The following is a 21,444-nucleotide window of genomic DNA, read 5'->3' as shown; positions in this document are numbered from 1 at the left end:
GATCGCTCCCCGCAGCCAGCGGGAACGGGTGGATGGCGCGCGCTGGCGAGTTCGCATCCAGGCGTCGGCCCGTGCGTCTCCACGAGCCGGTGCGAGTGTTCGGTACAGGAGGACATAGATGTCCGGGACCTTGGCCGCCGACGGCGGCGCACTGTCCCTTACCGGAGCCAACGTGACGTACGTCGTCATCGCCGCGGTCATCGCGCTGGTGGCGCTCGTCTTCGCCGCCGCCTTGACCAAGGCGGTACTGGCAGCCGGTACGGGAACCACCAACATGCAGGAGATCTCCGGGGCGGTGCAGGAGGGCGCCTCGGCGTACCTGCTGCGGCAGTTCCGCACCCTGGCGATCTTCGTGGTGATCGCTGTCGTGCTGCTGTTCCTGCTGCCGGTGCACGACACCGACGGCAACCAGACGCTGGTGAAGATCGGCCGCTCGGCGTTCTTCGTGGTGGGCGCGCTGTTCAGCGCGTTCATCGGCGGCGCCGGCATGTGGCTGGCCACCCGCGCCAACCTGCGGGTCGCCGCCGCCGCGCGGGAGCGCGAAGGTGGCCGCGAGGGCGCCATGAAGATCGCCTTCCGCACCGGCGGCGTGGTCGGCTTCCTCACCGTCGGCCTCGGCCTGTTCGGTGCGGCGCTCGTCGTCATCCTGTTCCGCGGTGACGCCCCGACCGTGCTGGAGGGCTTCGGCTTCGGCGCCGCGCTGCTGGCCATGTTCATGCGGGTCGGTGGCGGCATCTTCACCAAGGCCGCGGACGTCGGCGCGGACCTGGTCGGCAAGGTCGAGCAGGGCATCCCGGAGGACGACCCGCGCAACGCCGCGACCATCGCCGACAACGTGGGCGACAACGTCGGCGACTGCGCCGGCATGGCCGCCGACCTGTTCGAGTCGTACGCGGTCACGCTGGTCGCCGCGCTGATCCTGGGCCGGGCCGCGTTCGGCGAGGACGGCCTGGTCTTCCCGCTGATCATCTCCACCATCGGTGTGCTGGTCGCGATCGTGGGCGTGTTCATCACCCGGCTGCGCGCCAGCGACCGCAACGGTCTGACCGCGATCAACCGGGCCTTCTACCTGTCCGCGGTGATCTCCGCGGTGCTGGTGGCGATCGCCGCGTTCGCGTACCTGCCGGCCACGTTCGGCGAGCTGGAGGGCGGGCTGACCGACGTCGACCGCAACCCGCGGCTGGTGGCCATCGGCGCGGTCGTGATCGGCATCGTGCTGGCCGCCGCGATCCAGGCGCTGACCGGCTACTTCACCGAGACCAACCGGCGCCCGGTGCAGGACATCGGCAAGAGCTCGCAGACCGGCGCCGCCACCGTCATCCTGGCCGGCATCAGCATCGGCCTGGAGTCGGCGGTCTACTCGGCGCTGCTGATCGGCGCCGGCGTCTTCGGCGCGTTCCTGCTCGGCGGCAGCTCGATCACGCTGTCGCTGTTCGCGGTCGCGCTGGCCGGCACCGGCCTGCTCACCACCGTCGGCGTCATCGTCGCGATGGACACGTTCGGCCCGATCTCGGACAACGCGCAGGGCGTGGCCGAGATGTCCGGGGACATCGACGAGCACGGCGCGCGGACGCTGACCGAGCTGGACGCGGTCGGCAACACCACCAAGGCGATCACCAAGGGCATCGCGATCGCCACCGCGGTGCTGGCCGCGACCGCGCTGTTCGGCTCGTACACCGACACGCTGCGGACCTCGTACGCGGACGCGGGCGTGGGCGACGTCGGCACCGAGATCCTCAACGCGCTGAACGTGGCCAACCCGCGCAACCTGGTCGGCCTGATCATCGGCGCGGCCGTGGTCTTCCTCTTCTCCGGCCTGGCCATCAACGCGGTCTCCCGCTCGGCCGGTGCCGTGGTGATGGAGGTGCGCCGGCAGTTCCGCGAGCTGCCCGGCATCATGGACCGCACCCAGCGGCCCGAGTACGGCAAGGTCGTGGACATCTGCACCCGGGACGCGCAGCGCGAGCTGCTGACCCCCGGCCTGCTGGCCATCCTGGCCCCGATCGCGGTCGGCTTCGGTCTCGGCCCGGGCGCGCTGGCGTCGTACCTGGCCGGCGCGATCGGCGCGGGCACGCTGATGGCGGTCTTCCTGTCCAACTCCGGTGGAGCCTGGGACAACGCCAAGAAGCTCGTCGAGGACGGCGCGTACGGCGGCAAGGGCTCCGAGGCGCACTCCGCCACGGTCATCGGCGACACGGTCGGCGACCCGTTCAAGGACACCGCCGGCCCGGCGATCAACCCGCTGATCAAGGTGATGAACCTGGTCTCGCTGCTGATCGCCCCGGCCGTGGTGGCCTGGAGCGTGGGCGACGACAAGAATCCCGCGCTGCGGATCACGATCGCCGTGGTGGCCGCGCTGATCATCGCGGCGGCGGTGGTGTTCAGCAAGCGCAAGGGCGTCGTGATGGACAGCTCGGACCACGGTGCGGGCACCTCGGACCAGCACCCGGAGACGGTGGGCGCCTGACCGGCGGGACGGTTCCCGGCCGGCCACGACCGGCCGGGAACCGTCCCGTGCACGAAACCTGACCGGTGGCGGTTCCACCCGGAGGTCGTACGCTGCAACGCATGCGTACGCGCCGGGCGGCAACCGCCGGAAAGCTCACGGTGGTCCTGGCCACGCTGGTCCTCGTGGTCGCCGGCTGCGGCGGCCCCAGCCCACGGGCCTGGGCCGCGTCGGTCTGCCAGGCGCTCACCCCGTGGCGCGCGGAGATCTCCAAGCTGACCAGCAGCACCAAGCAGCAGATGACCGCGCAGACCACCCCGCCACAGGCCAAGGAGAACCTGGTGCGGTTGTTCGCCGGCGCCGAGGCGGCCAGCGAGACGGCGCGGCGCAAGGTCGAGGAGGCGGGCGTGCCGGAGGTCGACCACGGCACCGAGGTCTCCGCCGGGTTCCGCGGCTCGCTGGGCAAGATGCGGGACGCTTACGGGCGGGCCCGGACCACCATCGAGGGGCTCGACACGGCCCAGGCCGGCCCCTTCTACGACGGCGTGCGCGCCGCCGTGGACACGCTGAACCAGGAGTACGACGCGAGCGCGCTGGACACCAGCAAACTCAACTCACCCGAACTCAAAGAGGCCTTCGACGAGGTCCCGGAGTGTCGCTGACGCCACCCTCCCCGAATCCGAACCCGGCCCGCCAGCCCTCGCTGTTCTCCACCGAGGCGGCCGATCCCGCGCTGGCGGACCTCGCCGGCCTGCTCGCCGGGCCGGGGGAGGTGGTGCGGATGGGTGGCACGGCCCGGCTCTCCGTGGTGGTGGACGCGGCCTGGCGGGTGCACGTGCTGGTGGCCGAGCTGGGTGCCCGGGGCGTGCCGGCGGGCTGGGAGCCGACCGGGGACGGCCGGTACCGGGTGCGCACCGCGTACGCGAGCACGCTGACGCCGCTCGCCCGGGGCTGGCTGCACGGCGCGGCGAAGCGACCGCCGGCCCGGTTCCACCTCGACGGGCGGCGGTTGCGGCTCTGGGCCGCCGCCGCCGGGGCCGCCGAACCGGCCGGGTTCCGGCTCGGGCTCGGCCCGGCCGACGGGCAGTGCTGGCCGGCGGTGCGCGCCGCGCTGGCCGCGGTGGGGCTGCCGGCCGCGTTCGTGGAGCCGGGTGAGGGCGGGCCCGCGTACCGGATCGGTGGGCGGCGGGTGACCCGGTTGGCGGAGCTGGTGGGGGAACGGCCGCCGGCCGCGCCGGCCACCGACTGGCCGGGCCTGCACGGCTGACCCACCGGCGCAACCCCGCCGGCTGTCCGATCGCCGACCGACCTGGCGGCGGTTTGCGCAGGAAAACGACTGGAGTCACCTCCGCCGGGGGGTGTGTGATCGTCACAGTGACCCGCCCGGCGCCCTACCCACGGTGTACGGTGGCGCCGTCCGGCAGGGTGCGGCCGGCGCCACCGGGGAGGCGGCCCGTCTGCCGCCCACGAAACCCGGGACGCGGACGGCGCGTTACGTTGGACGTCCGGGCCGGCGGTGGTCCCGGGCGGTGCCACACGGCCCGAAGCGGGCATGGCGTAGGAGTGAGGTCGGGGAGAGACGTGCCGAGCAACGCTGGAACCACCCGTCTGGTCATCGTCGAGTCACCGGCGAAGGCCAAGACGATCTCGGGCTACCTCGGCCCGGGGTACGTCGTGGAGGCCAGCTTCGGCCACGTCCGGGACCTGCCCCGCAACGCCGCCGACGTGCCGGCGAAGTACAAGGGCGAGCCGTGGGCGCGGCTCGGCGTCGACGTCGACAACGGCTTCCACGCGCTCTACGTGGTCTCGGCCGACCGCCGCCAGCAGATCAACAAGCTGGTGAAGCTGGCCAAGGAGGTCGACGAGATCCTCCTGGCGACGGACGAGGACCGCGAGGGCGAGGCGATCGCCTGGCACCTGGTGGAGACGCTCAAGCCCAAGGTGCCGGTCAAGCGGATGGTCTTCCACGAGATCACCAAGCCGGCCATCCAGGCCGCGGTGGCCAACCCCCGGGAGATCGACCGCGACCTGGTCGACGCCCAGGAGGCCCGGCGCATCCTGGACCGGCTCTACGGCTACGAGGTCTCCCCGGTGCTGTGGAAGAAGGTCATGCCGAAGCTCTCGGCGGGCCGGGTGCAGTCCGTGGCGACCCGGATCGTGGTCGAGCGGGAGCGCCAGCGGATGGCGTTCCGCACCGCCGAGTACTGGGACATCCTGGCCACCCTGGCGGTGGCGAAGCCGGGCGAGGGCCCGCGTACCTTCAACGCCACGCTCGTCGCGCTGAACGGCGACCGGATCGCCACCGGCAAGGACTTCGAACCGACCACGGGCCGCGTACGCGCCGGTGCCGGGGTCGTGCACCTCGACGAGGGCGGGGCCCGGGGGCTGGCCGCCCGGCTGGCGGACCGTCCGTTCACGGTCACCCGGGTCGAGGAGAAGCCCTACCGCCGCCGCCCGTACGCGCCGTTCATCACCTCCACGCTCCAGCAGGAGGCGGCCCGCAAGCTGCGCTTCTCGTCCCAGCAGACGATGCGCACCGCGCAGCGGCTCTACGAGAACGGCTACATCACCTACATGCGTACCGACTCGGTGAACCTGTCGGAGACCGCCATCGCGGCGGCCCGCCGGCAGATCGTCGAGCTGTACGGCGAGCGCAGCGTGCCGCCGGAGCCCCGCCGCTACACCGGCAAGGTGAAGAACGCGCAGGAGGCGCACGAGGCGATCCGCCCGGCGGGTGACAACTTCCGCACCCCGGGCGACGTGGCCAAGGAGCTGTCCGGCGAGGAGTTCAAGCTCTACGAGCTGATCTGGCGGCGCACCATCGCCTCGCAGATGACCGACGCGGTCGGCTCCAGCGTGTCGGTGCGCATCCGGGCCGTCTCCGCCGCGCAGGAGGAGGCCGACTTCGGCGCCACCGGCAAGACCATCACCGACCCGGGCTTCCTGCGGGCGTACGTCGAGTCGAGCGACGACGAGAACGCCGAGGCGGAGGACGCCGAGCGGCGGCTGCCCACGCTGGTCAAGGACCAGCCGCTGACCGCCGACGAGCTGGCCGCGCAGGGCCACCACACCCAGCCGCCGTCGCGCTACACGGAGGCGTCGCTGGTCAAGGCGCTGGAGGAGCTGGGCATCGGCCGACCCTCCACGTACGCGTCGATCATGCAGACCATCCAGGACCGCGGGTACGTGACCAAGCGTGGCCAGGCGATGATCCCGACGTTCCTGGCGTTCGCCGTGATCGGGCTGATGGAGCGGCACTATCCGCGCCTGATCGACTACGACTTCACCGCCAGCATGGAGAACGAGCTGGACGAGATCGCCGGCGGTGACCACGCCGCGGTCGACTTCCTCACCTCGTTCTACTTCGGCAGCGCCAACGGCGCCGGTGACCAGGCCATCGCGCACGCCGGTGGGCTGAAGAAGCTGGTCACCGAGAACCTCAGCGAGATCGACGCGCGCAGCGTCAACTCCATCCCGCTGTTCACCGACGACGAGGGGCGCGAGGTCGTCGTCCGGGTCGGCCGGTACGGGCCCTACCTCCAGCGGGCGGTGCCCGGCGAGCAGCAGTCGCCGGCCGTCCCGGCAGAGGGCGAGGAGGGCGGCTCCCAGGGCGACCGCGCGCCGATCCCGGAGGGCCTGGCGCCCGACGAGTTGACCCCGGAGAAGGTGCACGAGCTGTTCCTCGGCGGCGGGGGCGAGCGCAAGCTCGGCGACGACCCGTCGACAGGTGAGCCGATCGTGCTGAAGTCCGGCCGTTACGGCCCGTACGTGGCCAGCGGCGAGCGGAAGTCGTCGCTGCTGCGCTCGCAGTCGCCGGACGACCTCACCCTGGACCAGGCGCTGCGGCTGCTCAGCCTGCCCCGGCTGGTGGGCGTGGCCCCGGACGGCGGGGAGGTCTTCGCCAACAACGGCCGCTACGGCCCGTACGTCAAGCGTGGTGACGAGTTCCGCTCGCTGGACTCGGAAGACAAGATGTTCACCGTCACGCTGGACGAGGCGCTGGCGTTGCTGGCCGCCCCGAAGACCCGCCAGCGCCGGGCCGCCGCGCCGCCGCTGCGGGAGATGGGCGTCGACCCGCTCACCGAGAAGCCGCTGGTGATCAAGGACGGGCGCTTCGGTCCGTACGTCACGGACGGGGAGACCAACGCGTCGCTGCGGCGCGCGCAGACGCCGGAGGCGCTGACGCTGGAAGAGGCGTCCGAGATGCTCGCCGAGAAGCGGGCGAAGGGGCCGGCGCCGAAGAAGAAGGCCGCCAAGAAGGCGGCCCCCGCGAAGAAGACCGCGGCGAAGAAGACCACGGCGGCGGCGAAGACCACGACGGCGGCCAAGAAGACGACGGCGGCGAAGAAGGCTCCGGCGAAGAAGGCCGCCCCCAGGAAGGCGACCTCAACTCCGAAGGAGTGATCCTGGTACGCGTCCGCCCCTCCGGGGGCGGACGCGTACCGAGATCTCCTTCAGGAACCGAGGACCTGCTTCAGATACGGGTTCGTGAAGAGGCGCTGCGGGTCCAGGCGGGACCGGACGGACTGGAACGCGGCGAACTTCGGGTAGGCGGTGGCCAGGGAGGCGGCGTCGCGCCAGTGCAGCTTGCCCCAGTGCGGGCGACCGCCCAGCTCGGTGGCCACCTGCTCGAACGCGCGGAAGTACGGCTCGTACGGCATCCCCACGTACTGGTGCACGGCGAGGTACGCGGAGTCCCGCCCGTAGGAGTGGGAGAGCCAGATGTCGTCGGCGGCGGTGAACCGCACCTCGACCGGAAACAGCACCTTGAACGGCAGCCGGTCCACGATCCGGCGCAGCTCCGCCAGCGCGGTGGGCAGCGCGTCGCGCGGCAGCCCGTACTCCATCTCCACGAACCGGACCCGGCGCGGGGTGCAGAAGACCCGGTCGGAGCGGCCGGTGTAGGTGCGTTCGGTGAGCGCCCGCGCGGAGACGGCGCTGATCCGGGGGGCCAGGGCGGGCATCGCGCGGCCGACGCGGCAGGCACCGGCGAAGACGGTGTTGGCGAGGAACTCGTCGTCGAGCCAGCCGCGCCAGCGGGGCAGCGGCCGGTCGTCGGCGGGCACCCGGTCGTTGGTCTTGACCTGGACCCGGTCGGTGTACGGGAACCAGTAGAACTCGGCGTGGTCGTGCGCCTCGTAGAGGCCGGGCAGGTCGTCGAGCACCTCGGCGAGCGCGGCCGGCCGTTCGTGCGCGTGCAGCACGAAGGCGTCCACGCAGCGCAGTGTGACCTCGACCAGGATGCCGAGGGCGCCGAGCCCGACCCGCGCGGCGTCGAACACGTCGGGGTGCTCGTCGGCGGAGCAGCGCAGCACCTCGCCGGTGCCGGTGACCAGCGTCAGGCCGGCCACGAACGTGGAGAGGCAGCCGAGTGTCGCGCCGGTGCCGTGGGTGCCGGTGGAGAGCGCGCCGGCGATGGTCTGCGCGTCGATGTCGCCGAGGTTGGGCACCGCGAGGCCGTGGCCGGCGAGCAGGTCGTTGAGCGTGTGCAGCGTCATCCCGGCCGGTACGGTGACCAGGCGGCGTGCCACGTCGACGGTGATGTCGGTCGTCAGCTCGGTGAGGTCGAGCCGGTGCCCGTCGGCGACGGCGGTGGCGGTGAAGGAGTGGCCGCTGCCGACCGCCCGGATCGTCGTGCCGGCGGCGGCGGCCCGGTGCACCGCCTCGGCGGTGTCCGCCACGCTTCGGGGGCGCACGGTGACCAGTGCCGTGCTGCGTTGGTTGCCGGCCCAGTTGGACCAGTCGGCGGGGGTACCGGCCATGGCGGACGCTCCTCGACATGAATATGAACTGAATTCATATCAGGAACGTTGTGCCTGGTAAATACCGCAATCGAGGCCGGCTCGTTGTACCGGTAGTCACAGACTCGTGACGTGCAGATATGTTCATCCGTCGAAGGGGGGTGGCGCCGAGTGTCCACACCAGCCGCCACGACCGGGCCGCTGCGTCGGGTACCGGTGCAGGGTCGAAGTGTCGCGCGTGTCCAGCGGATGCTGGACGCCTGCGCCGAGCTCGTCGACGAGGTGGGGTACGAGGGTTTGACCACGACCCTGCTCGCCGAGCGCGCCGAGGTGGCGATCGGGTCGGTCTACCAGTTCTTTCCGGACAAGCGGGCGATCGTGCAGGCGTTGACGTTGCGCACCATGGAGTCCTACCTCCAGCGGCTCGACGAGCGCTTCGCCTCGGACGACCTGAGCCACTGGTGGGACGGGGTCGACGCGGCGATCGACGAGTACATCTCGATGCACCGCACGGTGCCCGGTTTCCGTACCCTGCACTTCGGCGACGTGGTCGACCTGCACCTGCTGGACGACCAGCGCGACAACAACGGGGTCATCGCGGAGCAGCTCGCCCGCGTGCTCACCGAGCGGTTCGGTCTGGCCGGCGTGCCCGACCTGCGCTTCCACCTGGAAGTCGCGGTGGAGGCCGCCGACGCCCTGATCAAGCTGGCGTTCCGCCGCCGTGCCGACGGCGACGAGCGGGTGCTGGTCGAGGCGAAGGCGCTCATCCGGGAGTACCTGCACCGGCAGGTCGACGCCCCGACCGAGGCCGTCCACCAGGGCTGAGCGGCACGCCGAACGGCGGGTTCTGAGAGTGCGCCCGGGGCCCGCCGTCGTCATGTCACGTCACGTCACGTCAGAGGAACGCGTGGCCCTCGCCCCGGTAGGTGGGCACGGTCGCCACCACGGCGTCGCCGTCGACCAGATGCACCTCGTTGACGTGCTCGCACACCTCACCCGCCTTGGCGTGGCGGAACCACACCCGGTCGCCGACCCGTAGGTCGTTTGCGGCGTCGCCGGCGAGCGGGGTCTGCACCTCGCCCGCGCCCTCCGCGCCGAGCAGCTTCAGCCCCTCCGGCAGCCACGGCCGGGGCAGCCGGCTCTCCGCCGCCGGGCCGGAGGCGATCCAGCCGCCGCCGAGCACGGTGGCCAGCCCGGGCGCCGGCCGGCGGACCACCGCGCAGGCGAAGAACGCCGCCGGGGTGGGCCGCCAGGCGCGGTACGCGTCGAACAGCGTCGGGCCGTACAGGCCGGAGCCGGCGGTGACCTCGGTGACCGCCGGGTCGGCGCTGGTGGCGGCCACGCTGCCGGTGCCGCCGCCGTTGACGAACTCCAGGTCGGCGTGCTCGCGTACCGCGGCGACCGCGGCCGAGCGGCGGGCCAGCAGTTCCCGGTACGACCCGCGCTGGGCGACCCGGATCGCCGAGCCGAGCGCCGCCTGCCCGGGCGGGGCGTCCCCGAGGCCGGCGATCTGTGCCTCGTACGACATCAGGCCGACCAGCCGGAAGCCGGGCCGGCCGGCGACGGCGGCGGCGAGCGCGCCGGCCGCCCGGGCGCTGTGCACCGGGGAGCGGCGCACGCCGACGTGCACCCGGCCCCGCAGCGGTCGCCAGGAGGCGTCCAGGTCCAGGCAGATCCGTAGCGCGGGCCGGCCGCCGGGTGGGCACACCCGGTCGATCAGGTCGAGCTGCCCGGCGTCGTCGACCATCAGCGTGACCGCGTCGGCGAGCGCCCGGTCGGCGGCCAGCTCGGCGAGCGCCCCCCGGTGCGCGGTCGGGTACGCGACCAGCACGTCGTCGGCGACGCCGGTGCGGGCGAGCCAGAGCGCCTCGGGCAGCGTGAAGGCCATCACACCGCGCCAGCCGGGCCGCTTGAGCGCGCGGGTGAGCAGCTCGCGGACCCGCACCGACTTGCTCGCCACCCGCAGCGGCTTGCCGCCGGCCCGGCCGGCCAGCGCGTCGGCGTTGTCGTCGAACGCGGAGAGGTCGACCACCGCGTACGGCGGGTCGAGGTGGGCGGTCGCCCGGTCGAGACGATCGCGAAGTTCGGCACGGTCGATGGCCACGTCTGCACGCTAACTGTCCGGACGGCAATGCGAAATACCCTCGCGTCTGTCCGGGCTGCGGGCGGTGGTCCCGGCGGCCTAGGCTCGGCGAACAGGCGATGTCACGGGGGGCGAGGCCCTCCGCGCGGCTAGAGTGTTCCACCGGGGATGCCCAGACCTGGGCCGGCACGTGGAGGTACGGCCATCGAAAGCCAGAAGAACGGCGAGTCGTCCGGCGTGTCGTCGCCCGGCACAGCCGCCGACCGGTCCGGGTTCGCCGCCATCCGCTCGGTGCTGCGCATCCGGCCGTTCCGCCGGCTGTGGATCGTGCTCAGCGCTGCCTCCTTCGGCGACTGGCTCGGCCTGCTCGCCACCGCTCTCTTCGCCGCCTCGCAGGTCTCCGGCAGCACCGCCCAGGGCGCGGCGTTCGGCGGCGTGACCGCGATCCGGCTGCTGCCGGCGCTGGTGCTCGGCCCGGTGGCGGGCGTCTTCGCCGACCGGTTCGACCGCCGGTGGACGATGGTCATCTGCGACCTGCTGCGCTTCGTGCTGTTCGCCTCGATCCCGCTCTACGCGCTCACCGGCGCGGCGGGCGGCCTGGTGGTCGGCTGGGCGTTGATCGCCACCTTCCTGATCGAGTCGATCACGTTGCTGTGGATCCCGGCCAAGGAGGCGGCGGTCCCCAACCTGATCCCGCGTACCCGGCTGGAGGCCGCCAACCAGCTCACCCTGATCACCACGTACGGCCTGACCCCGGTGGCCGCCGCCGTCGCGCTGGCCGTGCTGACCCGAGGCCTGCCCAGCGCGGTCGGCGGCAACCTGCCCGACTGGGCCCAGCCGGCCCAGCTCGCGCTCTGGTTCAACGCCTTCTCCCGGCTGGCCACCGCGCTGGTGGTGGCGTTCGGGATCAAGGAGATCAGCGAGGCCCAGCGCGGCGAGGCCCAGCGCACCGAGCAGAGCATGTTCCGCCAGTTCGCCGACGGCTGGAAGTTCATCGGCCAGACACCGCTGGTCCGCGGTCTGGTGCTGGGCATCTTCGGCGCGTTCGCCGGCGGCGGCATCGTGGTCGGCACGGGCAAGTTCTTCGCCAACTCGCTCGGCGCCGGTGACGCCGCGTTCTCGCTGCTCTTCGGCGCGATCTTCGTCGGTCTGGCGCTCGGTATCGGGCTCGGGCCGATGATCGTGCGGGACATGTCCCGGCGCCGCTGGTTCGGCATGAGCATCGTGCTGGCCAGCGCCTCCGTGCTGGTGCTCGCGTTCGCGATCCACCTGTCCATGGCCATCCTCGGTGCGATCCTGGTCGGCGCCGGCGCCGGCATGGCGTTCCTGGCCGGCACCACGTTGCTCGGCGGCGAGGTCGCCGACGAGGTGCGCGGCCGGGTCTTCGCGGTGGTGCAGATCGGCACCCGGCTGGTGCTGATCCTGGCCATCGCGCTCAGCAGCCTCCTGGTCGGCGTCGGCGGCTCCCGCCAGCTCACCATCGCCGACCTGGGCATCTCCATCTCCTCGACCCGCCTGCTGCTGCTCGCCGCCGGCGCGGCCGGCATCTTCGCCGGGATCAGCGCGTTCGGCCAGATGGACGACAAGAAGGGCGTGCCGGTCCTGGCCGACCTCTGGGGCTCGATCCGGGGCCGCCCGCTGATGCCGGCCGAGCCGTTCGTCTCCTCCGGCCTCTTCGTGGTCTTCGAGGGCGGCGAGGGCGCCGGCAAGTCCACCCAGCTCGCCGCGCTCGCCGAGCGGCTGCGCGGCGACGGTCGGGACGTGGTGGTCACCCGGGAGCCGGGCGCCACCGGGGTCGGCGAGCGGATCCGCTCGCTGGTGCTGGGCACCACCTCCGACGACGCGCCGTCGCCGCGTGCCGAGGCGCTGCTCTACGCCGCCGACCGGGCCCACCACGTGGCCACCGTGGTCCGTCCGGCGCTGGTCCGGGGCGCGGTGGTGATCAGTGACCGGTACGTCGACTCGTCGCTGGCGTACCAGGGCGCCGGCCGGACGCTGCCGGTGGACGAGGTGTCGTGGCTCTCCTCCTGGGCCACCGGTGGGCTCAAGCCCGACCTGGTGGTCCTGCTCGACGTCGAGCCGCACACCGGGCTGGGCCGGGTGGCGGCCCGCCGGGAGGACGCCGACCGGCTGGAGGCCGAGTCGCTGGCGTTCCACGAGCGGGTCCGGTACGCGTTCCTCGACCTGGCCGCCGGCGACCCGAAGCGCTACCTGGTCCTCGACGCGTCCCGCCCGGCCGAGGAGATCACCGACGCGATCGCGCGCCGGGTGGACGAGTTCCTCGTCGACCCGGCCGGCATCGTGCACCCGCGCCCGGCCCAGGGCCCGGACACCTCGGTCCAGCCCGAGTTATCCGAATCGGAGCTGGTGACGATGGAGCAACGCCGACGATGACGGACGTCTTCGGCGATCTGGTCGGGCAGGACGAGGCGGTGGCCACGCTGCGGCGGGCCGCCGCCTCGGCCGCCGCGCTGCTGCGCGCCGCCACCCTCGTGCCGGCCGGCGCGGGCGCCCCGACCGGCGGCGGAGACCCCGACGGGTACGACGATCTCGACGCGCTCGCCGAGCAGTTCGACGAGCCGGGCGATCCGGACGGGCCCGGCGCGACCGGCGACCCGGGCGCGACGGTGCCCGGTGCTGGCATGACGCACGCGTGGATCTTCACCGGGCCACCCGGTTCCGGCCGGTCGGTGGCCGCGCGTGCCTTCGCCGCCGCCCTCCAGTGCGTGCACGGCACCGGCTGCGGTCGCTGCCCCGGCTGCCACACCACGCTCGCCGGCACCCACGCCGACGTGCGGCTCGTGGTGCCCGAGGGGCTCTCCATCGGCGTCGGCGAGATGCGGGCGCTGGTGCTGCGGGCGGCGAGCACGCCCTCCGGCGGTCGCTGGCAGATCGTGATCATCGAGGATGCCGACCGGCTCACCGAGGCGGCCGGCAACGCGCTGCTCAAGGCGGTCGAGGAGCCGCCACCGCGTACCGTCTTCCTGCTCTGTGCCCCGTCCACCCATCCGGACGACGTGTCGGTGACCATCCGGTCGCGGTGCCGGGTCGTGCCGCTGCGCCAGCCGCCGGCCGGCGCGGTGGCCGAGGTGCTGGTCCGTCGGGACGGCATCGCCCCGGACGTGGCCGAGTGGGCCGCCGCCGCCGCGCAGGGGCACGTGGGCCGGGCCCGGCGGCTGGCCCGCGACCCGGAGGCCCGGCAGCGGCGGGACGCCGTGCTGGCCGTGCCGCGCCGGCTCACCGGCGTGGGCGCCGCGTTCGACGCCGCGTCGGCGCTGATCGAGGCCGCCGAGGCGGAGGCTGCCGCCGCGGTCGCCGAGGTCGACGAGGCGGAGCGGGCGGCGTTGCAGACCGCGCTCGGCGCCGGCGGCACCGGCCGGGGCGCGGCCGGTGCCATGCGGGGCGCCGCCGGCCAGCTCAAGGATCTGGAGAAGCGGCAGAAGTCGCGGGCCACCCGGGCCCAGCGGGACGCGCTGGACCGGGCGCTGGTCGACCTGGCCGGCTTCTACCGGGACGCGCTCACCGTGGCGCTGCGGGCACCGGTCGCCCCGGTGCACACCGACACCGCCACGCTGGCCGCCGCCGGCGCAGAGAAGTGGGACGCCGAGGGCTCACTGCGCCGCCTGGAGGCGGTGCTGGAGTGCCGGGCGGCGATCGAGGCGAACGTCAAGCCGCGGATCGCGGTCGAGGCGATGATGCTGTCGCTCTGGCGGGGCTGACCCCACCCCACCCCACACTGTCCACAGGGCATCGACACGTGCGATTGACGTGCGGTACGGTCCGTGAAAGCCGTGGTGACGGAGGCGGCACGCTCAGTGAGGGTGGCGTCGGGGTGGGGCGGCGGCGCCGACCGGGGAGGAGTCCGCCGATGGCGCGGGGGGAGATCGACGAGGCCTGGATCGAGGAGGCGGTGCGGCGTTACCGCCGCATCGAGACGCTCCAGGCCGAGTTCGACCAGGCGGTCGCCACGGTGGAGGTCACCGTCCGTTCACCCGACGGGCTGGTCGAGGTGGTGGTCACGGCCGGTGGGCGGATCACCGACGTCCGCTTCCTCGGCCCGCTGCACCAGCGCAACCCGCGCGACGTGGCGGGTTCGGTGCAGGCCGCGGTGAGCGCCGCCGCGGACGCGGCGCAGTGGGCCCGGGAGAAGCTGCACAACGAGACGTTCGCGGCCTACCGGCCGCTGGCGGGAGCCTGACATGGAATCGCTGCGTGCGCTGGCCGCCCGCCTCGACGAGGCCGCCGCCGGCCTGGCCACGCTGGCCCGCACCGTGCCCGCCACCGACCCGCCGCACCCGGCGTTCGGTGCCCACGCCGCCGGCCGACCCGGCGAGGTCGGGCGCGCGCTGCACCGGCAGTGGACCGCGGCCACCGCCGACCGGGCACGTGAGGCGCAGGCCGCCGCGAACCGGCTGGCCGCCGCCGCGGCGGCGCTGCGCAGCGCCGCCGAGCGTTACGCGGCGGCCGACGAGGCGGTCGCGCGCCGGCTGGCCCGGGAGGCCTGATGGACGCGCTGGACCGCCTCGCCGAGCCGGGCCTCGACCTGCTCACCCGCGTCGACGCGCTGCTCGCCGCCGGAGCGCCCGAGGGGCACCGGCTCTGGCCGCTGCTGCGCCGGATGCAGGTGCTCCCCGGTGCGGCCGTGCGGGAGTTCCTCGACCTGCACCCGGCGCCGCTGACCGGTGCCGGCCACGCCGTGCGCCGGCTCGTCCGGGGGTACGACGACACCTGCGCCGTGCTCACCGACCCGGTCGCCTGGTCCGGATCTGCCGCGTCGGCGTACGACGAGGCGCGCACCGCCCTGCTCCGGCACCTCGACGAAGGGCCGGAGAGCCTGGTCGGGCGGCTGGAGTCGACCGCCGGCTACGCGGACGCGCTGGCCGGCTGGGTGGAGAGCAGCCGCGCCGCCCTGGCGCGGGCGCTCGCCGAGGTGGTCGGCTCGGCCGAGGCGGTCACCGTGCACGCCGCGTCCCGGCCCGGGGTCGAGGCCGGCCCGGCCGGCGCGTCGGCGGCGGCCGAGATCGCCACCCGGGTGCTGGGGGTGCTCGGGGTGGCCTACGACGGGGCCGAGACGCTGCTGCGTCAGTGGGGGCCGAGCCTGGCGGAGACGACCTGGCGGGACCGTGCCGTCTCCGCGCCGCGCTACGGCGGCACCACCCGGATCGGCTACTGACGGCCCACGGCGTCGCACGCCGCTCCGACCGTGGCCGGGCACCGGCGTGCGACGCCGTGGCCTTCCCCTGCACCCCCCGCAGGTATGCCTTCACTCAACGCGGTGGATGGGCGTTTGTCCCGGGGCCGGCCCAGGTTTCAACCGTCCGGGCGAGGGACGGGGCCGGTTCGGTCGGGTCGACCGGGATGGATCGCCGCGCGGTGTGACCGGACGGCGAGCGGTGGGCCATCCGGTCACACGGGTCCGCGTAGGGTAGGCGCATGGGCATGCTCTGCGCGGTCAGTTTCAACCGGTACGGGCGCCTCTACTACCTCGATCCGGGTGAGTTCCGTCCGCAGGTGGGGCAGCGGGTGCTGGTGCCCACCGACGAGGGTCCCGAGGTGGCCGAGTGCGTCTGGGCCGCGCAGTGGGTCAGCGAGGACACCGACGGTTTCCCGAAGCTGGCCGGGCTGGCCGGCGAGGACGACCTGCACCGCGACGAGCTGCTGCGCCGGCGCAAGGCCGACGCGAAGGTGGCCGCCAAGCGGCTGATCCGCGAGCACGGCCTGCCGATGAAGGTGGTGGCCGTCGACCACGTCCTGGCCACGCCGGAGACCGGCAGCGACCGCACGACCATCTACTTCACCGCGCCGCACCGGGTGGACTTCCGTTCCCTGGTCCGCGATCTGGGCGCGACGCTGCACTGCCGGGTCGAGCTGCGGCAGCTCTCCGCCCGCGACTCGGCGCGCGTGCAGGGCGGCATCGGCTCGTGCGGCCGTGACCTGTGCTGTGCCACGTTCCTCACCGACTTCGAGCCGGTGACGATCCGGATGGCGAAGGACCAGGACCTGCCGCTCAACCCGCTGCGCATCTCGGGCGCGTGCGGCCGGCTGATGTGTTGCCTGAAGTACGAGCATCCTCTGTATCAAAAATTCCAGGAGACGGCCCCGGCGGTCGGCAGCCGGGTGTCCACGCCGCAAGGCGAGGGCAAGGTGGTCGGCCACAGCGTTCCGCGCGACGCGGTCACTGTCCGCCTGGACGCCGACGGCTCTCGGTGCTCCTGCTCGCGAGCATCCGTCTGTGCGCCGAGGCAGGCGCATGAAGAGCGATACAGTGAGGAGTGAGCGCTGACTTCGCTGATGGGGAATCCCTGCCCTGGTCAAGATGGGAAAACGTCACCGCTCAGAAGTTTCGAAGTGACGCTCAACGTGATAGTGGCGCCGAATAGAATGGCAGAGGCGGACAGGGACCTTAAATAGAACCGGTCTCTTGCACTCTTGGCGATCTTAGAATCTGCGATCATCTGCTTCCGTAGAGTTAAGATCGACAGTGCAAAGCCCAGCATTGAGCCCCAGGTGGCTCCGTTGCTGATGTTCGACAGGAGTTGGGGTTCGCATCCGTCGCCAGGCTCGAGGTGCAAGGTTGCGAGCGTAGAAATCGATGTTCCGTAGATCGCACCGATGCCAGCTCTCTCGAGGGCCACGCGTACGGCGCTCACGCTGTTCTCCAAGCGCTCGACCATGACGCCCAGGGTGACAGCAATCATGAGGATGGCCGTTACTCCTCCGCCGATTGCCAAGCCTACTGCGATTGACGTAATTACATGAGCTTCCCCTTGGGTCTGTTGAGGGCAGGCAATGTAGTTGGAGAATTTCAACCCCAGGAGGATGGTGGCCGGAAGGGTGATTGCAGCGACAAGCGGAATTGGAATCGGCCGCCTGTGGTCGCGGCCGAGAGTTGCCCAGGTGGTCGACCTGGGTGCATTAGTATATTCTTTCGAGCGGTCAAGTTCAGGGGTTGAGGTATTCGTTGCTGCTTGAGATTTGCGTGGCGGGTTCTTGCGGCGTCGCGTGCCCATTGAGCCGACCCCCCATCTGTCGAGTTCGACCGAAGGGTAGCTAATAGTCGCAAGTCATATTTCTCACCCTGAAGTGCTGCCTGCGGCGAAGAGAGGGCATCCGCTGTACCAGCGGTTTCAGGAGTCCGCGCCGGCGGTCGGCACCCGGGTGGAGACGCCGCAGGGCGAGGGCAAGGTGGTCGGCCACAGCGTCCCGCGCGACGCCGTCACGGTCCGGCTGGACGCCGACGGCTCCCGCTGCCAGTGCAGCCGCGCCTCCGTCTGCGCCCCCGCCAGTCCCACGACCAGCACTACAACCCCGCCACCTGACCCCTTCCCCGCGTCGATCATGAGAGGTCGGCTGTTCGCGCCGCCAACTTCATGATCAACCGGGCGGGGCCTGCGGGCGGGGCGGGCCGTGGGGCGGTCAGCGGAGGGTGATGGGGGGTTCGGCCAGGCGGGGCGTCAGGGGGGTCTTCGGGGTCAGCCACGGGGCCGTGGGGGACTGGTCCGGGTTGAGCTGCCAGGCGTGCGACACGCGGTCCAGCGCGATGGGGTAGATCGTCAGCGTGCCGTCGGGGTCGAACCGGAACCGGAGGAACGCCTTCGAGTCCTCGATGCCCTGGCCGGCGAACAACTCGTTCAGGTTCACCCCGAACGCGCCCGCCACCAGCAGGTAGAGCGCCACGAGCTGACTGGCGGCCAGCCCGCTGGCCGGGCCGTAGAGCACCGCCGCCGCGACCGCCGGCAGCGGCCACGGCCAGTCGTAGAACGGCAGGTGCAGCCAGAGCCAGGTGCCGCCCGCCGCCAGCGCCACCTGGGCCGCCCCGTGCGCCACCCCGAGGATCCAGTGCCGGGCGTGCCGCTTGCCGCCCGCGCTGGGCGGCTTCGCGAAGAACGCCGCGCCCAGCACCGTCACCGCGAGCATCGCCACCAACGGGACGCTGAACAGCCGCTGCGCGGTGGAGTCGGCCCGCTGCGCCGTCACGCCGGCCATGGCGAGCATCAGCAGCGTGTGCACGGTGCCGAGCAGCGTGGTGAAGCCCGGGTTGCGGAACGGCAGCCGGCCGAAGATCCCCCACCCGTACCGGCGGGAACGCGCCCGGTCCGGGTAGCGGGCGGCCAGCTCGTACTCGCGGGTGCGGCTGGCCCGGCGGGTCAGCGTGTCCCGCGGCGGCACCTCCAGCCGCTCCGGAAGCTGGTGCGTCGGATAGAGGTACGCGCCACCGCCACCGCAGGTGATGAGCTGCCGCTCCGGGCCGGCGTACCGGGCGTAGTGGTGCAGGTCGCCGGAGACCAGCACCCGGACCTGGGCCCCGGTGGGCGCCACGATGGTGCGGATGAAGTAGTCGACCGAGTCGTACGCGTTGGGGTGGTCGGCGGCCTTGATCCACGTCGGCGCCGGCACCGCCAGGATCACCCTCGACCGCGGGGTGAGCTTGCGGGCCACCGCGTCGAAGTAGGTGAGCTGCGGATCGTCCAGGTACGAACCGGACTGGTCGTCGAGGCCCAACAGCCACCATCCGGCCGGCAGCTCCACCGCGAAGTAGGAGCGGGACTGGCCGGTGCCCCAACCGGCGAAGTGGCGGTCCCGGGAGCGCACGAACAGCCGCAGGAACGCGGTCAGGCCGTCGTACCAGTCGTGGTTGCCGGGGACCGCGAAGAGCGTCGGCCGCTCCGGCGGGGCGACCGGCAGCGCCGCCTGGTACGGGCCCTTGCACCGGTCCTCGTACGCCTCGTAGCCGGCCGACGGATAGACCTGGTCGCCGCCCATCACCAGGGTCTGTGCCCGGGGCAGCCGGTGCCCGTCCACGGTCAGCTCCGGCTGGGCGAGCAGGTAGGCGATCGAGTACGTGGCGTCGAAGCCGTCGCCCAGGTCGGCCACGTAGTCCAGCCAGAGCCCGCCGTCCGGCCCGACCTGCCGGAACGTGCCGTCGCCGAACGCGTTCTGCAACTCCCGCTTGTCCAGGTACGCCCCGAACAGCATGGCCAGCAGCGTCCGCAGGCCGGTGCTGATCAGCAGCAGCGGCGCGAGCCACGGCACCGGCCGGCGCGGGGTGAAACCCAGCTCCTGCGGGTCCAGGCTGTGCGGCCGACGGCTGGCCCGCTCGCCCGGGCGCGTCTCCGGATCCGGCTGTCGCGGCGGTACGTGGTCGTCGGTCACCCGCCGCAGGGTAGTCCGGACCGGGCGGGAAGTCTCTCCCGTGCCGGGGCCGAGGTGTCCGGTTGTCCGGTTCCGGACGAGGGGGATCCGGTTCGGCGTCCGGCGGCGCGTGCCGTACACTTGGCGGTCGTTGCCGCCTTAGCTCAGTCGGCTAGAGCGACGCACTCGTAATGCGTAGGTCGACGGTTCGATTCCGTCAGGCGGCTCAGGATGATGCCCTGACCAGCGGAGACGCAGGTCAGGGCATCATTTGCATCGATGAAGATTTGATTCACTCCCCGAAAACCTCCCGCGCGCCGCCCGAGCGGAGCCGCCCGGCTGGGTGTCGAGGTAGCCCAGGAACGCCATGACCCCTGAAGGTCGCCTGGTGCGACTTAATCCGATCTCACTGGTCGGGGTCGGGGTCGACCGCGCCGCAACGCTGATCGCCCTGGTCGGCGATGAACTCGACCGGCTGGCTCGCGACGCGTCCTCCCGCCGCTTGGTGTAGCGAGATTCCGGCTCGTCGAAGTTGAGCGGGATTGAGGTGTCCGCGCCAGTCATGAACGATCAAGGCTATAAACACAAAACAAACAAAATGCGTGAATTGGACCTCTCTCAGCTCAGTCGGGAGAGAAACTGTTCCATGGCGGTAGCGATGGCGCCAAGGGCATCGGTGTAGGCACGAAGTGATCCGGGCGGCCGCAGGGCATGGTTGGCGCTGTCGACGGTGACTACCGTTTTCCCAGTTCTCGCCGCGGTTTCGGAGATCCAGCTCGAGTCGCGCGTACCGCCGACGAGCAGGGCCGGTGCGGGGTTGTGAGTGATCGCCTCGGCGACGGCGTGGTCATTTAACAGCGGCGTCAGCCAGATAGCGGGAAGCTGCCGTTCGGCAGCCAGTGCAGCGGCGTGGGTGCCGAGCGACTTGGCGATGATCACGGGCTTTGGCCCTGGCGTTGCCGTGCCGAGCCGGTGTAGCGCGGCCGCGACGTGTGCTCTGACAAATGGCTCCGGGCCGATATCAATGAGGCCGTCGGGAACGGCCCACGTGATGGTCTCGATGGTGGCGTCGAGGTCGGCCAGTGCCTCGTTGGCAAGGTTGAGTAGCGGCGCTTGCGGACCGTAACCGAGCCCGGGGACGATCACTCCAGTGAGCATCCCGAAACCCTACTGGCTGTTTTTCCTTCGACGCACGGATCTGCCGCAGGGCGTTCGAGCGACGCGTCAGAATCGTTACTGTCCGTGCCCATCGGCCGGTTGGTGGCCTGTCTGGCTCGACTGGCAACACACTGTCTGGTCCTTGCCCGAGGCGGACTTGCTGCCCACCGTCGCCGATCCGCAATGGCGATCATGAGAGTATTAGCGACGTGGACGAATATACAGGTGTCGCCCCGGGGGTGCGTGAGTTGGACGGACTGACCATCAGCAAGGTGTCCGTGGGCCGCGGCGACAACAACTGTTACCTTCTGCGGTGCCGATCGACCGGCGAGCAGGTGCTGATCGACGCGGCCGCGGAGCCGCTGACTCTGCTCGAGTTGTGCGATCACCAACTCGCCGGTGTCGTGACGACGCACCGGCACTGGGACCATTGGCAACGTGCACTTCCCCAGGTGGTCGAGGCCACCGGCGCTCGCACGTACGCCGGTGAGCCGGACGTCGCGGGAATCGACGTGCCCACAGACGTCGCTCTCACTCACGGTGACATTATTCGATGCGGTGAGGCGAAGCTGCGCGTGATCCGGCTTACTGGACACACTCCAGGCGGCGTCGCTCTGCTCTACGACGATCTTGCGGGCAACCCGCACCTGTTCACGGGTGACTCGCTGTTCCCAGGCGGTGTGGGGAATACGTTCGGTGACGCAGAGGCGTTCTCCTCGCTCCTGGGGGACGTAGAGATAAGGATCTTCGGTGTGCTGCCGGACGAGACATGGGTCTACCCGGGACATGGCCGCGACACCACGCTCGGTGCCGAGCGGCCGGCGCTGCCGGAGTGGCGCTCACGCGGCTGGTGACCATCCTGCGCGTAGCGGGAATCGACGGGG

17 protein-coding genes, 1 tRNA gene and 1 pseudogene are annotated in these 21,444 nt (G+C 72.0%); 14 read left to right on the top strand and 5 right to left on the bottom strand.

Features of this window, described 5'->3' with window-relative positions; translation table 11 throughout:
* The first annotated feature begins 118 nt into the window (after window positions 1-118).
* The 4 genes from VKK44_RS26720 (at window position 119) to topA (ending at window position 6,850) form a co-directional block, all read left to right on the top strand.
* A complete protein-coding gene (locus VKK44_RS26720) occupies window positions 119-2,467 on the top strand; it encodes a sodium-translocating pyrophosphatase (RefSeq protein WP_343443945.1) in 2,349 nt (782 codons plus the stop codon).
* 101 nt (window positions 2,468-2,568) lie between these two features.
* Window positions 2,569-3,108 (top strand): hypothetical protein, encoded by a 540-nt coding sequence (locus tag VKK44_RS26715; RefSeq protein ID WP_343443944.1) that lies wholly within the window; start codon window positions 2,569-2,571, stop codon window positions 3,106-3,108.
* Window positions 3,099-3,713, top strand: a complete 615-nt coding sequence (locus tag VKK44_RS26710; RefSeq protein WP_343443943.1) for a hypothetical protein — start codon at window positions 3,099-3,101, stop codon at window positions 3,711-3,713. The genes VKK44_RS26715 and VKK44_RS26710 overlap by 10 nt, the downstream gene beginning before the upstream one ends.
* 314 nt (window positions 3,714-4,027) lie before the next feature.
* Window positions 4,028-6,850: a type I DNA topoisomerase gene (gene topA, locus VKK44_RS26705; protein WP_343443942.1), complete on the top strand. Its 2,823-nt coding sequence runs from the start codon at window positions 4,028-4,030 to the stop codon at window positions 6,848-6,850.
* A 50-nt stretch (window positions 6,851-6,900) separates the two neighbouring features.
* Here topA and VKK44_RS26700 read toward each other — a convergent pair whose 3' ends face one another.
* Window positions 6,901-8,208 (bottom strand): D-arabinono-1,4-lactone oxidase, encoded by a 1,308-nt coding sequence (locus VKK44_RS26700; RefSeq protein WP_343443941.1) that lies wholly within the window; start codon window positions 8,206-8,208, stop codon window positions 6,901-6,903.
* A 228-nt stretch (window positions 8,209-8,436) separates the two neighbouring features.
* On the opposite strand from VKK44_RS26700, the gene VKK44_RS26695 reads away from it, so the two are divergent.
* Window positions 8,437-9,012, top strand: coding sequence for a TetR/AcrR family transcriptional regulator (locus VKK44_RS26695; protein ID WP_343447909.1), 576 nt, complete (start codon window positions 8,437-8,439; stop codon window positions 9,010-9,012).
* A 70-nt stretch (window positions 9,013-9,082) separates the two neighbouring features.
* On the opposite strand, the gene VKK44_RS26690 is transcribed toward VKK44_RS26695, so the two are convergent.
* Window positions 9,083-10,291, bottom strand: coding sequence for an amino acid deaminase/aldolase (locus tag VKK44_RS26690; RefSeq protein WP_343443940.1), 1,209 nt, complete (start codon window positions 10,289-10,291; stop codon window positions 9,083-9,085).
* Window positions 10,292-10,597: 306 nt separating this feature from the next.
* Here VKK44_RS26690 and tmk point away from each other — a divergent pair, with 306 nt between their 5' ends.
* The 6 genes from tmk to VKK44_RS26660 all read left to right on the top strand — a co-directional run bounded on the left by tmk (window position 10,598) and on the right by VKK44_RS26660 (window position 16,546).
* Window positions 10,598-12,664 carry a dTMP kinase gene (gene tmk, locus VKK44_RS26685; protein ID WP_343447908.1) on the top strand — a complete coding sequence of 689 codons (2,067 nt, stop codon included), beginning with the start codon at window positions 10,598-10,600 and terminating at the stop codon, window positions 12,662-12,664.
* The gene (locus tag VKK44_RS26680; RefSeq protein ID WP_343443939.1) at window positions 12,661-13,989 is read left to right on the top strand and encodes a DNA polymerase III subunit delta'; all 1,329 of its coding nucleotides are present in this window, start codon (window positions 12,661-12,663) and stop codon (window positions 13,987-13,989) included. The genes tmk and VKK44_RS26680 overlap by 4 nt, the downstream gene beginning before the upstream one ends.
* A gap of 149 nt (window positions 13,990-14,138) precedes the next feature.
* Window positions 14,139-14,468 carry a YbaB/EbfC family nucleoid-associated protein gene (locus tag VKK44_RS26675; protein WP_343443938.1) on the top strand — a complete coding sequence of 110 codons (330 nt, stop codon included), beginning with the start codon at window positions 14,139-14,141 and terminating at the stop codon, window positions 14,466-14,468.
* A 1-nt stretch (window position 14,469) separates the two neighbouring features.
* Window positions 14,470-14,775 (top strand): hypothetical protein, encoded by a 306-nt coding sequence (locus VKK44_RS26670; RefSeq protein ID WP_343443937.1) that lies wholly within the window; start codon window positions 14,470-14,472, stop codon window positions 14,773-14,775.
* Window positions 14,775-15,443 carry a hypothetical protein gene (locus VKK44_RS26665; RefSeq protein ID WP_343443936.1) on the top strand — a complete coding sequence of 223 codons (669 nt, stop codon included), beginning with the start codon at window positions 14,775-14,777 and terminating at the stop codon, window positions 15,441-15,443. Before VKK44_RS26670 ends, VKK44_RS26665 begins: the two co-directional genes overlap by 1 nt.
* A gap of 260 nt (window positions 15,444-15,703) precedes the next feature.
* Window positions 15,704-16,546: a PSP1 domain-containing protein gene (locus VKK44_RS26660; RefSeq protein WP_343443935.1), complete on the top strand. Its 843-nt coding sequence runs from the start codon at window positions 15,704-15,706 to the stop codon at window positions 16,544-16,546.
* A 35-nt stretch (window positions 16,547-16,581) separates the two neighbouring features.
* Here the strand turns inward: VKK44_RS26660 and VKK44_RS26655 are convergent, their stop codons facing one another.
* Window positions 16,582-17,280 (bottom strand): hypothetical protein, encoded by a 699-nt coding sequence (locus tag VKK44_RS26655; RefSeq protein ID WP_343443934.1) that lies wholly within the window; start codon window positions 17,278-17,280, stop codon window positions 16,582-16,584.
* A gap of 88 nt (window positions 17,281-17,368) precedes the next feature.
* Here VKK44_RS26655 and VKK44_RS26650 point away from each other — a divergent pair.
* Window positions 17,369-17,589, top strand: a pseudogene (locus VKK44_RS26650) (regulatory iron-sulfur-containing complex subunit RicT); the annotation flags it as partial.
* Between the two features lie 97 nt (window positions 17,590-17,686).
* Here VKK44_RS26650 and VKK44_RS26645 read toward each other — a convergent pair.
* On the bottom strand, window positions 17,687-19,423 hold the full coding sequence (locus tag VKK44_RS26645; protein ID WP_343443933.1) for a metallophosphoesterase family protein: 1,737 nt from the start codon (window positions 19,421-19,423) through the stop codon (window positions 17,687-17,689).
* A gap of 132 nt (window positions 19,424-19,555) precedes the next feature.
* Between VKK44_RS26645 and VKK44_RS26640 the strand changes: the two genes are divergently transcribed.
* Window positions 19,556-19,629: transfer RNA gene (locus VKK44_RS26640), tRNA-Thr, on the top strand.
* A 391-nt stretch (window positions 19,630-20,020) separates the two neighbouring features.
* On the opposite strand, the gene VKK44_RS26635 is transcribed toward VKK44_RS26640, so the two are convergent.
* Entirely contained in the window at window positions 20,021-20,560 is a 540-nt protein-coding gene (locus tag VKK44_RS26635) for an alpha/beta hydrolase (RefSeq protein ID WP_343443932.1), read from the bottom strand.
* Between the two features lie 209 nt (window positions 20,561-20,769).
* Here VKK44_RS26635 and VKK44_RS26630 point away from each other — a divergent pair, with 209 nt between their 5' ends.
* Complete coding sequence (locus tag VKK44_RS26630) at window positions 20,770-21,414, top strand: MBL fold metallo-hydrolase (RefSeq protein WP_343443931.1); 645 nt, start codon at window positions 20,770-20,772, stop codon at window positions 21,412-21,414.
* Window positions 21,415-21,444 lie beyond the last annotated feature (30 nt).

This window comes from Micromonospora sp. DSM 45708 (genome assembly GCF_039566955.1).
Taxonomy (GTDB): domain Bacteria; phylum Actinomycetota; class Actinomycetes; order Mycobacteriales; family Micromonosporaceae; genus Micromonospora.
The sequence above is the reverse complement of the archived record's forward strand: the minus strand, read 5'-3'. Positions and strand labels throughout refer to the sequence as shown.

Excerpts from the sequence above, each read along its gene's own strand:
- VKK44_RS26720 (WP_343443945.1), top strand. The coding sequence starts at position 119 with ATGTCCGGGACCTTGGCCGCCGACGGCGGCGCACTGTCCCTTACCGGA.
- VKK44_RS26715 (WP_343443944.1), top strand. The coding sequence starts at position 2,569 with ATGCGTACGCGCCGGGCGGCAACCGCCGGAAAGCTCACGGTGGTCCTG.
- VKK44_RS26700 (WP_343443941.1), bottom strand. The coding sequence starts at position 8,208 with ATGGCCGGTACCCCCGCCGACTGGTCCAACTGGGCCGGCAACCAACGC.
- VKK44_RS26695 (WP_343447909.1), top strand. The coding sequence starts at position 8,437 with ATGCTGGACGCCTGCGCCGAGCTCGTCGACGAGGTGGGGTACGAGGGT.
- VKK44_RS26680 (WP_343443939.1), top strand. The coding sequence starts at position 12,661 with ATGACGGACGTCTTCGGCGATCTGGTCGGGCAGGACGAGGCGGTGGCC.
- VKK44_RS26675 (WP_343443938.1), top strand. The coding sequence starts at position 14,139 with ATGGCGCGGGGGGAGATCGACGAGGCCTGGATCGAGGAGGCGGTGCGG.
- VKK44_RS26670 (WP_343443937.1), top strand. The coding sequence starts at position 14,470 with ATGGAATCGCTGCGTGCGCTGGCCGCCCGCCTCGACGAGGCCGCCGCC.
- VKK44_RS26665 (WP_343443936.1), top strand. The coding sequence starts at position 14,775 with ATGGACGCGCTGGACCGCCTCGCCGAGCCGGGCCTCGACCTGCTCACC.
- VKK44_RS26660 (WP_343443935.1), top strand. The coding sequence starts at position 15,704 with ATGGGCATGCTCTGCGCGGTCAGTTTCAACCGGTACGGGCGCCTCTAC.
- VKK44_RS26655 (WP_343443934.1), bottom strand. The coding sequence starts at position 17,280 with ATGGGCACGCGACGCCGCAAGAACCCGCCACGCAAATCTCAAGCAGCA.
- VKK44_RS26635 (WP_343443932.1), bottom strand. The coding sequence starts at position 20,560 with ATGCTCACTGGAGTGATCGTCCCCGGGCTCGGTTACGGTCCGCAAGCG.